The organism is Atopobacter phocae ATCC BAA-285 (genome assembly GCF_000526675.1).
Taxonomy (GTDB): domain Bacteria; phylum Bacillota; class Bacilli; order Lactobacillales; family Aerococcaceae; genus Atopobacter; species Atopobacter phocae.
In genome coordinates, this window is record NZ_JAGN01000044.1 from 1 (window position 1) to 13,134 (window position 13,134).

Below are 13,134 nucleotides of genomic sequence, written 5' to 3' on the forward strand. Positions count from 1 at the left end.
CATCATCTTTTACCGAATGTTCAATAATGCTTTGAACCTCTTCTCTATTCATTGTAAAATGTACTTGGGTCATGTAAAGTCCTCCTAGGTATGTTTTGTGGTAAAAACATTGTACCGTAAAAGGAGCTTTATATGACCTTTTATCTTTTACACAATTATATGGACTTTATCCTTTATTTGCAGTAGGATTTATGTTGTTAGGACCTGTGACAAGTGTTTCTTTTGCAGATGTATCTACTACAAGTGGTGTGCAGGAAGATGGGCCAACGTTTGAGTAAGGAGAATCACTTGCTAAGAGACAACATTTTTTTTCAAAATCAGTAGCCCAAAATGAAGATAATCACAAAGATAAGTATCTAGTTGATACTGGTTCGAAAGTGTTAGATCATATCATAACGGTTATTGGCCAATTTATTTTCAACATGATGATTAAAATTCAAAATTCGCTTTAAACATTTTTGGATTAAAAACATTTAACTAACATAATTTTTTAAACTAAAACTTTTAAATACTAATTCTAATAGGCGTTTTGTCGAATTGGGTGTTAAAGAGGTGAAGTAACTGTTCAGTTGCTTCACCTCTTTTTTTTGTGTTCTAAAAGATTAGTGAAGCAAATTAATGTTTTTAGCGTTTTAACATAAAACTTAATAAACAAATATTTAATGCCTAATCAGAACTGCAAAATTACATCATCACTAAAATAACATTCTATTTTAATGGATGTACCATGATGATAACTTACGATAAAAGAAGAAATATTACTAAAAAAAATGTGGATTAAAACACTAATTAAAACAGTAATTTACTTTAAATTAAAGGGGTTAATGAAATGAAAACAAAAATAATAATAAAATAAAAACTGTAAGTTATGCACTAGTTTTTAATTAGTCAGAAATGCTATATATCCTTGTTTTTTTAGATTTTAATGATAAAAAACTTCCAAAAAAATGAAAAAAAATGAGTTTATAATAGAAATATGAAAAAACGATTTAAATTCGAAAAATTACAAATAAACGATTGACAATAAGTTAGATAGCAATTATATTAAAAAAGCTAAATAACTACAAAATAAGTACGACAGTACAATTAATTAATTAACGGAGGAACAAATTCATGGAAAACAAAACACATAAACAACCAAAGTATACGCTTAGAAAATTAGGATTAGGCGTTGTATCATGCTTAGTCGGATTCGCACTATTCGGACCAGTAACAGGTGTCGTGCAAGCGAATGAAATAGAAGATACTGAATTAGCTGTAGATTATGTTTTAGAAACAGAGAAATTACCAAAAGAGGATTGGGAAATTTTCGGTACAAAGACTGAAGAGAGTAAAATTGATACTGAAAATGAATTCCTAGAAGAATCTAAAGACGAATTAAATATAGGGCAATCGACTGAGGTTAATTTGCCAATCGAAGTGGAAAATGAAAGTTTAAAATCCGAAATAAATATAGATGTAGATGAATTTTATAAAAAGATGTCGGAAAGCTTTGAAATAAATGATTTAGACTACATAGATGATATTGTTGATAAAATTCATGAAGAGGAAATCCGCAGTAATATTTATATTCAAAATTGGATGATAGCAAAAATAAATAAACTATATAATACAACGAATCAAAAGTATCAAAATAGAGCTGATATATGGGATTCTAAAAATAAAATAGATAAATTCAACAAAAATATGAGTGGTCTTAATAATTCTAAAGAGCTTAATATAGTATTTAAAGCAGCACTTTCAGATTTTTTTGAGTATAAATTAACAATAAATCGATTAGTTTTAAAAGATCAATTAGATTCAGAAAGTGTCAACGAATCTAATCAAAAATTGAGAAAATAAGTGAAGAAATTAGTGAAATAATAAAAACAAATAAAGCTAATGACGAAATAATTAGAATGATGAAAAATGGAAAATTTGATTATGATGAGATTAAAAATAGAATGAGTAATGATCTTAAAAAAAATTATGTTATATCTAATGATTATAAAGAACTCATAGAAAAACGTAACTTAAATGAAAGTAGTCCAGGAAACGAAATAAAATCTGAAGATATTAATCTAGATAGTCAACAAAATATGGGCTTAAAAAATCAAGCAGAAGATAATCAAGACCCTGAAAAGTTAGATAATGTAGAAAATGAAAATTTAGGACAAAGCATAGTAGAGCTTGTGGTAGAAGTTTTTAACTTTATCAAAGAATTTACTGTAACCCTTTTTGGTTTTTGGCGTTAATAATTTAAAGTAGCTAAAGACAAATTATTTTATAACCAACTTTTAAATTTAACCCGCATGATATCATGCGGGCTTTTTGTTGTGTTGAATTTCTTTTTATGTACAGCTAATCATTACATATCCGCATTCACTAATGTCTCTTTAATTGCTAACAACTTCTTATAATCAATTGCAGTATACATAGGTTTAAAGTAGTCCAATTGAAAGGTAAGAGCGTCAATGAGGTGCTGAATGTTATCGTTCATTTCGTCTTTTGGGAATGTTTCGTAATACCGTGCTAATCGTTGGAATATATTCGTAAGAGCTGTTTTATTTTCGGATAGGCCGAGTAAGTTAAACCACTCTTCCTTGTCCAATGAATCACCATAAAATAAGGCCCAAGCAATCGCTTCTAAAGACGGTCGACTATCCCAATTTGCAACGAGTGGTTCGTGTGTGAGTTGCTGGTTAAAGGTATGTAAATCGTTCGCTAATGTCAGCCATTGATCGGTTTCGCTATCGATATAGCGTACTTGATGCTGGTGATCAATTAAAAATATTTTAGGTCCTTCAACACTAAATACATAAAATGGAGTTTGTAGTTGCGGTAGCTGTTGTTGAATTAATTGTGTTTGAGCGAACGATTCAGTCGCATTCAATACCCAAAAGATAAAAACGCCCTCTAAGCCATCACGTGTCGGCTCGATCGTTGCATGCCAGTTAAAACGCAAAGGATATTGAGCAAGGCGACTGAGCAAGTCGCATTCTTCCGGTGTTAAAAAGGAGTCAGAAGACGAATCAGCAGGTGAAGCCCATTGACGTGCTGATTGTTTATAGTCCTCTGGTTCCATCGCGTCAAATTGAAAGCGTGGGGCCGGTTGGTTTAATTCTAATGACATAGTAAGTATCTCCTTAATTCAACCCTTCGAACGATGAGATATGAAATAATCTATGTTATACTAACAGGTGCAAGAAGTAAAAAATAGTAATTATAAGGGGATGACTCATCATGAACGGTATTTCAATTTTTTTAATTATATTAGCAATAGTAGTCGTAGTTGGTCTTTGGTTTATTGTAACATATAACCAACTGATCAAACTACGTAACTGGGTGAAGGAAGCTTGGAGTCAAATTGACGTGCAATTAACGCGTCGTAATGACTTAATTCCGAACTTAGTTGAAACAGTTAAAGGATATGCAAAACACGAACGCGAAACGTTAGAATCAGTGATCGAACAACGTAAACAAGTCGTTCAATTACAAGCGGGTGATGCTTCACCGGAACAAGTGATGGCAGCATCAAATCAATTAAGCCAAACATTAAAATCTATTTTTGCGTTATCAGAAAGCTATCCTGATTTAAAAGCCAACTCAAACTTTATCGCCTTGCAAGAAGAATTATCTAATACAGAAAATAAAATTGCTTATGCGCGTCAATTGTATAATTCAAGTGTGGCAGAGTACAATATTAAACGTGAATCGATTCCAAGTAATATTGTGGCGAGCTTAGGGAACTTTAAAGCGGAAGCATTGCTACAAGCCGAAGAAGCTGCACGGACAGCGCCAAAAGTTCAGTTTTAAGTTGAGAAGATGATAGTAGAGGAGTGATCGCGTGTTTCAAAAACAAATCGCTTCTAATAAAAAGCGGACGATTGGAGTCGTTCTGTTATATTTTATCGTGTTTCTACTAATAGGAGCAGCTTTAGGATATTTTATGCTGAATGATTTTTTAGCTGGAATGATTATTTCAGCGAGTGTTGGAGCGATTTACACATTGTTAATGGTTAGTAACGCTTCAAAAGTGGTGATGCGCATGAATAACGCGCGAGAAATTACAGCGCCAGAACAATTTCCAATGTATTACAATATTGTCAGTGACTTAGCATTAGTGAGTCGCTTACCGATGCCTAAAATGTATATTATTGAAGACCCGAGTCCGAATGCTTTTGCGGCAGGAACGAAACCAGAAAATGCTGCAGTCGCGGTTACGACCGGATTGCTAGAACGATTAAATCGTGAAGAATTAGAAGGCGTGTTAGCTCATGAGTTTGGTCACATCTATAATTACGATGTGCGGTTACAAACGATTGCGGTTGCTTTAGGTGCAGCGGTTAGTTTGTTAACGCAACTTGCCTTTCGTTCACGCTTTTATATGGGGCGTGGCAGAAGAAATAACGATAATAATTCGGATGGATCAGCTATTATTATGATGATTGGATCCGTGTTGTTACTTATTTTAGGTCCGATGGTGACGACGATTTTACAAATGGCCCTTTCTAGAAATCGTGAATATTTAGCAGATGCTACGGCGGTGAAATTCACAAGAAATCCACAAGGGCTAATTACAGCGTTAGAAAAAATTAGTCAAAGTGCACCGATGCGACATGTTTCGAATGAATCGCGCGCACTGTACATTTTTGACCCATTAAAGAAATCAAACGCTGAAAAAGATAGTTGGTTTTCAACGCACCCAGCGACAGTGAATCGCATTAATCGATTGAAACAGATGGGGAATTTAACCAATTAATGGATAAATCATTAATATAAGTTTAAAGAGAGCTGAATGGCTCTCTTTTTTTAGTGTTTACATCGTTTCGTAACATGATTGTAGTAGTAATTCAATGATAAGTTGATGAATAGTAGTATATCTTTCGTCAAAAAAAGCTTATAATGGAATTAGTTATTTGTATAAAAGTTGAATCAAATGATGATGCAAAAAAAGGAGGTGGAATAGCGACGTGCAAGAGTCTTTATACATACACTACGATACGATTAGTCATCAAATTTTAGTCAGAGGATTACCTTTACATCAACTATTATTACAACAACCGGATTTAATTCCACAAAAAGTGGTGCTGCTTCAAAAAACAGCGAACATTGGTCGGATTGATCCATATACAAAGTTTAGTATTTTAGATACGGAACAAGCGACCATGGATTTCTTTACAAAAATCAGTACGCATCAAATGGAGCCAATTAGTTGGATTGATTACCAGTCAAAAGAGTTATTACAACAGCTCACCCCACAAGAAATTGCCGAATTATTATATTTGAACCATACGTGGCAACCGCTACGTTCGCCGTTCTTTTATAAATTACAAAATAATTGGACGCTATTAGTGCTTGCACCAGACTGTTATAAAATTTTCCAAAGAGATTTAACAGCGTTCTATCGTCTGTTTTGTCGATTCATTGAAGATTATGTGTCGCAAGCATTTAAGCCCCGTTTACCGTGGCAAGAGCAACCAACGATTCATTCGATGTCAGAGGATAATTTGAATACGTTAAAAGATTTATTCCGTGAAGGTGTTTGGATTGGGTTGAATGAAGGCGAAAAAACGAAAACAACGTACCGTATTCCACTTAGAATTAGTGAAGGGGACGCCGAAGATCCGCTCGAACGTCAATTATTCGAACAAAAAACAAAAATGTATTTAACTTATGATTTTAATACATCGGATTGGACGATGGAAGAAGTTTCAACTTAGTGCTTAAACGACTAGATAACTTCAATAAAGAATCAACCGCATCGATGTCAAGACTGTTAGTACAGATGAAATACATCGTGCGATTTTAACTTAAAAGAACCGTGTGATATAATGAAGCGGTTCTTAAGTGATAGATATGATGGATGACGGAGGAAAGTTTATGAAGATTTTTTTGATTTACGGCGGTAAAAGTGCTGAGAGTGATATATCAGTCATCAGTGCTTTTTCAATACAAAATGAAATTTATTATGATCAACATGAAGTGGTGCCAATCTATATTAATCAACAAGGCGAGTGGCTAACAACGGGTGGTCGTACAACATCTTTTGCGACAAAAGATGATATGCGTTTTACCATTGAAAATGGTGCCGTATTAGTTGAACCGACTATCTTAAAAGAAGAAAATAGTGTGGCTTTACCTTGTTTACACGGACCAAATGGTGAAGATGGCACGATTCAAGGGTTATTCGAAGTATACGACATCCCATATGTAGGCTGTGGTGTTTTAGCGAGTGCAGCAGGTATGGATAAAATTATGAGCAAATACCTTTTCCAACAAATCGGATTACCTCAATTACCGTATGTACCCGTAGTTGAAACGGAATGGCATCAATATCCCGAATCCATTTTTGCAAAATGTGAAGGCACATTAATTTATCCGATGTTTGTTAAACCGGCGAATTTAGGTAGTAGTGTCGGTATTTCAAAAGCGAATAATCGTGAAGAATTAATTGCGGCTTTGAATGTCGCGTTTGCATACGACCATCGAGTAGTCGTTGAACTAGGTATTGACGCACGTGAAGTGGAATGTGCCGTGTTAGGCGATACAGAAATTCATACGTCGGTTGTCGGTGAATTGGTGAAAGATCAAGGCTTCTACGATTACGAAGAAAAATACATTAACAACACAGTCGATTTAGCCATTCCTGCAAATATAAAAGAAGAAATCAGTGATAAAATACGTCGTTATAGTACAGAAGCGTTCCAAGTATTAGACGGATCTGGTTTAGCACGGTGCGACTTCTTCTTAACAGCGAATGACGAAATTTATATTAATGAAGTGAACACATTCCCAGGCTTCACGCCTTATAGTATGTATCCAAAATTATGGGAAGCAACGGGAATCCAATATGGTGATTTAGTAGAAACTTTAATTGATTTAGCTAAAACACGCCATGCACGTTCCCATTCAAAAAAACATCAACGAATTGTAAATGAGGAGTCAAACGGTGAAACCATTAAAGATTAATGAAATTGTACGAGCAGTTAGGGCGATTGATTATACGTCGAGTGCGCGATTTGACACAATTGATCACGTGACTTTTGATTCGCGTCTAGTCCGGCCACATACGCTTTTTGTCCCATTAGTAGGTGGACAGACAGATGGACATGACTATGCGCAACACGCCATTGACAATGGTGCTAAGGCAATGTTGTGGAGTCGGTCGTTAGATGAAGCGCCTAAAGATACAATTATTATTTTAGTCGATGATACGTTGAAAGCTTTTCAAGATTTAGCGCGTTATTATCGAGACACAATCAATCCACTCGTTGTTGGAATTACAGGAAGTAATGGAAAGACAACGACGAAAGATATGGTCGCTAGTGTACTAGCAACCAATTATACTGTTCATAAAACGCAAGGGAACTATAATAATGAAATTGGCTTGCCACAAACCATTTTAAATATGGATGAAGCAACCAACGCACTAGTTTTAGAATTAGGGATGAGTGAATTTGGTGAAATTGATGTACTGGCTGAAATCGCTCGACCAGATATGGCAATTATTACGCTAATTGGTGAAAGTCATTTAGAAAATTTAGGATCAAGAGAAGGTATCGCACGCGAAAAAGCGACGATTATCAATTGCTTGCCTAAAGAAGGTACATTAATTATTCCACAAAATGAACCATTACTTCGTCCGTATATTCGTGAAGATCTTCGTGTCATAACGTTTGAGACAGAATCTGCTTTAGAAAAAAGTGATGAAGTCAATACGACTGAAGCAATTGAAGCAATCGCTCATAACCATCTCATGGCAAAAGAGGTCGTCATGAATAAGCGCATGACGCAATTTAAAGTGAATAACGTATCATTCACTATTCCAGTGATCGGGCTATACAATGTCAACAACGCCTTGGCTGCATTAGGTGTACTTGAAGCGTTGGACTTGCCAATTGAACAAGCTAAGCATGCCTTAAGTGAATTTGATTTAACGCGTAATCGGGGCGAATGGGTCGAAGGAATAAATGGGACGCAATTATTAAACGATGCTTACAATGCAAGCCCTACTTCGATGCGCGCGATTTTAGAAAGTTTCCAACAAACTGGTGATTCGGAACATGCGAACCGTCGAATTGTCGTTTTAGGCGATATGCGAGAATTGGGTCCACAGTCAAAAGCCTTTCATGCCGGTATTAGTCAAGCCTTAAACCCTGTTTTAATCGATCATATTTACTTGTTCGGTACAGAGATGGGGGCCTTGAACGAAGAATTACAAGCATGGTGGCCAGAAAATTGTTTAACATATATTGAAACAGACCATAAACAGCTCATTAACCGCTTGAAGACGGACTTAGTTGAAGGTGATGACGTATTATTTAAGGCGAGTTTCGGAACAGATTTGCTCTCAGTGGTTGAAGCTTTGCGAAAAGTCTAGTATAATGATAAAGTTAACGTTAAACGAGTAGTAATGAATCTGTTATGAGAGTCCTCAACGTTTTGTCGAGGATTTTTTTCATGTGAAAATTGACTTTAATAAATAAAAAAATTATGGAACACAAGAAAGAGGGTTATTAGTTGAATTTTGAAACATTCGATTTAAAAAAAGAGTTAGGTCAGGCAATTCAGGCAATGGGGTTTGAGGAGCCAACACCAATTCAAAAAGAAACTGTACCACTTGCATTGCAAGGCGCGGATGTAATCGGACAAGCGCAAACAGGGACAGGAAAAACGGCAGCATTTGGTTTACCAATGTTGAACAAAATCACAAAAGAAGCAAAAGGCGTTCAAGGGCTAGTTATTGCACCAACACGTGAACTTGCTATTCAAACACAAGAAGAACTTTATGAATTAGGTAAATTCTTAGGTGTGAAAATTATCAGTGTATACGGTGGTAGCAATATCAGTCGTCAAATCCAACAATTAAAGAACAAACCACATATCGTTGTTGGTACACCAGGTCGTTTATTAGACCACATTCGTCGTCGTACATTAAAATTAGATCATATTGAAACATTAGTTTTAGATGAAGCGGATGAAATGTTAAACATGGGATTCTTGGAAGATATCGAAACAATTATTAAATCGGTACCAAGTGAACGTCAAACATTATTATTCTCAGCGACAATGCCTAATGATATTAAACGTATCGGCGTACAGTTCATGAAAAATCCAGAACATGTCAAAGTAAAAGCAAAAGAAATGACAGCTGATTTAATTGATCAATACTATGTTCGTTCAAAAGATTTCGAAAAATTTGATATTTTAACACGTTTAATCGATGTTGAAACACCAGACTTAGCGATTGTCTTTGGTCGTACAAAACGTCGTGTTGACGAATTAGCTCGTGGTTTAGAGATGCGTGGATTTAAAGCAAAAGGAATTCATGGCGACTTACCACAAGCACAACGTATGAAAGTTTTAAAAGACTTCCGTGCAGGTCATATTGACATCTTAGTAGCAACTGACGTAGCAGCTCGTGGATTAGATATAACAGGTGTTACACACGTTTATAACTATGATATCCCTCAAGATCCAGAAAGTTACGTGCATCGTATCGGTCGTACAGGTCGTGCAGGAAATAAAGGCGCTTCAATTACGTTTGTGACACCTTCAGAGATGGATTACTTACGTGTGATTGAAGACTTAACAAAACGTCGCATGACATCATTACGTCCACCATCATCACAAGAAGCACGTGAAGGTCAATTAATGAGTGCAGTTGAAGAAGTTGAAGGCATTATCAAAAACGGCTTTAACGATTCAGATTACAAAGTGGCTCAAGAATTAGCGAAGACATTTAGTAGTGAAGATTTAGCAGCAGCATTATTAAGCTACTTAGCTAAAGATCCAACAAATGTTGAAGTGAAAATTACACCACAACGTCCTTTACCTAAGATGAAAGGTAAAAAAGGCGGAAACTACTCAAGCAGTAACTCACGTCGTAAACGTGATCCAAGAAAAGGTAACTATTCTTCTTCGTCATCGTCTTCTTCGCGCAAGCAAGAAAATCGTTACACAGGAAGTAAAAGTAAACCAACTGGTGCAAAACGTACCCCAAAGAAAAATACAAAAGGTAATGGCGCACCGAGTAATTTTAAAATCAACAAACGTTCAAACTAATTCGTGAACGTTGATTAAACCTAACTCGTTGTTAGCGAAAGGGGAATTGAATGGAAGCAGTGCATCGCCCGGCTGTTGTCCGTGTTAATTTGGCAGCCATTCAACATAATTTGAGACAAATTCAATTAAGACATCCTCGCCAACAAATCTACGCTGTGGTCAAAGCGAATGCTTATGGACATGGAGCGATAGAAGTAGCGCGAGCCGCATTAAGTGCTGGCGCTACAGGGTTATGTGTGGCCGTCTTAGATGAAGCAATTGAATTAAGGCAAGCTGGTATTACTACCCCAATCATGGTCTTAGGAGTTACACAGCCCAAATGGGTATCGATTGCTCAACAAGAACAGATTGAATTAACTGTGCCGTCTTTAGAATGGTTAGATGAAGCCATTGATTATATTAATCAAAATGATTCATCAATGCCTTTAAAGATACATTTAGCAATGGATACGGGAATGGGCCGTATCGGTTTTCGTTATTTAAAAGAATGGTCATCGATCCGAAATCGATTAGTAAACTCCAAACAAGTAAAATTAGTTGGAGTTTTTACGCATTTTGCGACAGCTGATTCAGAAGACACTAAACAAGCGAACGAACAAAACGAACGCTTTAAAGCGATGAAGCAACTTATTCAGCAAGATGATTTATTTGATGCGCATGACGTTCTTTTTCATACGAATAATTCGGCTGCTAGTTTATGGCATCCGGATTTTGAAACGGATGTAATTCGCTTAGGTATTGGGCTTTACGGTTATAATCCGTCGAATGGCGAGTTACCATTGCCTTATCAATTACAGCCTGCACTTTCTTTAGAAACGGAAATAGCCTATATTAAGCAAACTCAATCAGGTGATACCATTAGCTACGGGGCAGAATATGCGTCAGATCAGCCAGAATGGATTGCAACATTACCGGTGGGATATGCCGATGGGTATTTACGCGAATACAAAAAAGGGCACGTGTTAATTGACGGGATGAGATGTCCAATTGTCGGACGAATTTGTATGGATCAACTGATGATTAAGTTACCACAACCACTTCCGGTAGGTACGCCTGTCGTACTCATTGGAGAAAGTCAAGGTGAAACGGTATCAGCCATTGATTTATCACATTTATCAGATACAATCGCTTATGAAGTTTTAACAGTTCTTGGTTCACGTTTGCCAAGAGTTTATGAAATGAATAATTATTGAACAATTAATTGAATATATTGGTGATCAAAACTAATCGTGGTTCGTAACCATCCCACGTAAAAAAACTAGGAGGAACTATTATGTCAAATAATAAACAAACAAAAATGTTAGCAGTTAATGCTTTAGTTGCAGCTTTATATGTCGTTTTAACAAGTATTTTTAGCTTTTTATCTTTCGGAGCTGTTCAATTTCGAATTGCTGAAATTTTAAACCACTTGGTCGTATTTAATAAAAAATATGTTGTAGGTATTTTAGTCGGTGTATTTGCGTCGAATGCCTTATTTGCTTTTTCAAGTGGATTAGGGTGGTATGATTTAGTGTTCGGTGTGTTACATAGTGCTTTTGCATTAACGATGACTCTTGTGCTAAAGAATCGATTTAAAACAGATCTTCAAAAGATGTTATTGAATGCACTAAGCTTTGCAGTATTTAGTTTCATGATTGCAATTGAATTGAAATTAGCCTTGCAAGTGCCATTTTGGTTTGGATATTCGACAGTTGCTTTTGGTGAAGTTGTCGTGATGGTTCTAGGAGCACCAATCGTTCGTTTAATTGATCAACGGGTGAATTTTAAACAAGTTATTTCTAAATAAAAAGGGGAGCTAACGATGGAATTAATGCGCTTAACAGTTGGAATGTATGATGAGCATTGCTATGTTTTAGTGAATGATGAAGGTGAAGCGTTAATTTTTGATCCAGGTGGCAAGCCGGATGAAATTATTACTCGTTTAGAAGAAGAAGGTATTAAGCCAGTTGCGGTTCTATTAACGCACACACATCATGATCATATTGGTGCATTAGATGAAGTAAGAGATCATTTTAATATTGAATTATATATGAGTCCAATTGAAGAAGAACTCTTGTTAGAAGCAGGTAAACGAGCTCCTGAACACTATCTAAAAGGTGGACAAGTCTATAATGTTCATGGCTTTGAGTTTCGAGTGGAAGATATCCCTGGACATTCAATCGGTCACATTGTTTTCATATTTGATGATCAACAATTTTCAATTAGTGGCGACGTTATTTTTAGAAATTCTGTCGGACGTAGTGATTTGCCAGGCGGTAATCATGAACAATTAATGGCAGGGATTTATAAATACTTAATGGTCTTACCAGATGATTTCATGTTCTTCCCGGGACATGGTGAAATGACAACCGTTGCCAAAGAACGAGCAACCAATCCGTTCTTAAATGGCGCAACACGATAAAATAAATATTTCTAAAGCATGCAAATTTGCATGCTTTTTTTTATAAAAATAAAAAAATTATATTTACTAATAACTCAAACCTGTAATATAATAGGTCTACTCTTTATAGATTAAAATTTACAAGTAAGAAAGTAGGCTCGATATGATAAGTCGTAAAAAGATTAAATTATTAATAACTATTGCAAGTCTTTTTTTATTTTTGAAATATTTCCCAATGCTAAATCAAATATTTGCTGAAAATGAAGAAGTTAAAATACAAAATATTGAAAATTTTAAAGAAAATAACTTAATTGATTTAAAAGAAAATGAAGTTGAAACATCTGCAAGTCGATTAACCTACGATATTGAGTTGAAAGAGACAGCTAATTCAGATGATTTAAAGTATGATTTAGTTTTTCAAAAAGGTTTAACCTTAAATGAGGAATCAGAAAAAGAAGTCAAGTCCATAATCTTGTGTAAAATACTATACAATGTTCTATACTCTCTTACTGGTTAAACTTGATATACTTTCTTGTAGAACTGAGCCATTCGTCATGTGTGTCCATCAGGACAGCGCCAATTAACCGATTGGCTGACGCACGATTGGGGAAAATACGAATAATCTTTTCTCTTCGGCGCACTTCTTGGTTCAATCGCTCAAGAAGATTGGTGCTTTTTAATCGATTGTGACCTTTACCAATTACTGT

At 35.6% G+C, this 13,134-nt stretch carries 14 protein-coding genes and 1 riboswitch; of the genes, 12 read left to right on the forward strand and 2 right to left on the reverse strand.

Annotated elements, in window-relative coordinates; all coding sequences use genetic code 11:
* The first annotated feature begins 1,113 nt into the window (after window positions 1–1,113).
* Together L866_RS0107030 and L866_RS0107035 are read left to right on the forward strand one after the other, a co-directional pair.
* Window positions 1,114–1,842: a YSIRK-type signal peptide-containing protein gene (locus tag L866_RS0107030; protein ID WP_025730498.1), complete on the forward strand. Its 729-nt coding sequence runs from the start codon at window positions 1,114–1,116 to the stop codon at window positions 1,840–1,842.
* Window positions 1,843–1,898: 56 nt separating this feature from the next.
* Window positions 1,899–2,234 carry a hypothetical protein gene (locus L866_RS0107035; protein ID WP_025730500.1) on the forward strand — a complete coding sequence of 112 codons (336 nt, stop codon included), beginning with the start codon at window positions 1,899–1,901 and terminating at the stop codon, window positions 2,232–2,234.
* A 113-nt stretch (window positions 2,235–2,347) separates the two neighbouring features.
* Here the strand turns inward: L866_RS0107035 and L866_RS09115 are convergent, their stop codons facing one another.
* The gene (locus L866_RS09115) at window positions 2,348–3,112 is read right to left on the reverse strand and encodes a hypothetical protein (RefSeq protein ID WP_025730502.1); all 765 of its coding nucleotides are present in this window, start codon (window positions 3,110–3,112) and stop codon (window positions 2,348–2,350) included.
* A gap of 110 nt (window positions 3,113–3,222) precedes the next feature.
* On the opposite strand from L866_RS09115, the gene L866_RS0107045 reads away from it, so the two are divergent.
* The 10 genes from L866_RS0107045 to L866_RS0107090 all read left to right on the forward strand — a co-directional run bounded on the left by L866_RS0107045 (window position 3,223) and on the right by L866_RS0107090 (window position 12,944).
* Window positions 3,223–3,795 carry a LemA family protein gene (locus L866_RS0107045; protein ID WP_035446377.1) on the forward strand — a complete coding sequence of 191 codons (573 nt, stop codon included), beginning with the start codon at window positions 3,223–3,225 and terminating at the stop codon, window positions 3,793–3,795.
* Between the two features lie 31 nt (window positions 3,796–3,826).
* A complete protein-coding gene (htpX, locus tag L866_RS0107050) occupies window positions 3,827–4,741 on the forward strand; it encodes a zinc metalloprotease HtpX (RefSeq protein ID WP_025730506.1) in 915 nt (304 codons plus the stop codon).
* 211 nt (window positions 4,742–4,952) lie between these two features.
* Window positions 4,953–5,702, forward strand: coding sequence for a hypothetical protein (locus L866_RS0107055; RefSeq protein ID WP_025730508.1), 750 nt, complete (start codon window positions 4,953–4,955; stop codon window positions 5,700–5,702).
* A gap of 160 nt (window positions 5,703–5,862) precedes the next feature.
* A complete protein-coding gene (locus L866_RS0107060) occupies window positions 5,863–6,951 on the forward strand; it encodes a D-alanine--D-alanine ligase family protein (RefSeq protein ID WP_025730510.1) in 1,089 nt (362 codons plus the stop codon).
* Window positions 6,932–8,362 carry a UDP-N-acetylmuramoyl-tripeptide--D-alanyl-D-alanine ligase gene (locus L866_RS0107065; protein ID WP_025730513.1) on the forward strand — a complete coding sequence of 477 codons (1,431 nt, stop codon included), beginning with the start codon at window positions 6,932–6,934 and terminating at the stop codon, window positions 8,360–8,362. The genes L866_RS0107060 and L866_RS0107065 overlap by 20 nt, the downstream gene beginning before the upstream one ends.
* 140 nt (window positions 8,363–8,502) lie before the next feature.
* Window positions 8,503–10,047, forward strand: a complete 1,545-nt coding sequence (gene cshA, locus L866_RS0107070) for a degradosome RNA helicase CshA (RefSeq protein ID WP_025730514.1) — start codon at window positions 8,503–8,505, stop codon at window positions 10,045–10,047.
* Window positions 10,048–10,097: 50 nt separating this feature from the next.
* On the forward strand, window positions 10,098–11,240 hold the full coding sequence (alr, locus tag L866_RS0107075) for an alanine racemase (RefSeq protein WP_025730516.1): 1,143 nt from the start codon (window positions 10,098–10,100) through the stop codon (window positions 11,238–11,240).
* A 30-nt stretch (window positions 11,241–11,270) separates the two neighbouring features.
* Window positions 11,271–11,315: riboswitch (PreQ1 riboswitch) on the forward strand.
* Between the two features lie 5 nt (window positions 11,316–11,320).
* The gene (locus L866_RS0107080) at window positions 11,321–11,833 is read left to right on the forward strand and encodes a QueT transporter family protein (RefSeq protein ID WP_025730518.1); all 513 of its coding nucleotides are present in this window, start codon (window positions 11,321–11,323) and stop codon (window positions 11,831–11,833) included.
* Window positions 11,834–11,848: 15 nt separating this feature from the next.
* Complete coding sequence (locus L866_RS0107085) at window positions 11,849–12,448, forward strand: MBL fold metallo-hydrolase (RefSeq protein WP_025730521.1); 600 nt, start codon at window positions 11,849–11,851, stop codon at window positions 12,446–12,448.
* A gap of 142 nt (window positions 12,449–12,590) precedes the next feature.
* Window positions 12,591–12,944 (forward strand): hypothetical protein, encoded by a 354-nt coding sequence (locus L866_RS0107090; RefSeq protein WP_025730523.1) that lies wholly within the window; start codon window positions 12,591–12,593, stop codon window positions 12,942–12,944.
* On the opposite strand, the gene L866_RS09335 is transcribed toward L866_RS0107090, so the two are convergent.
* A partial coding sequence (locus L866_RS09335) for a transposase (RefSeq protein ID WP_025730525.1) occupies window positions 12,934–13,134 on the reverse strand: 201 nt, incomplete at its 5' end. The two genes, L866_RS0107090 and L866_RS09335, sit on opposite strands and share 11 nt — an antisense overlap.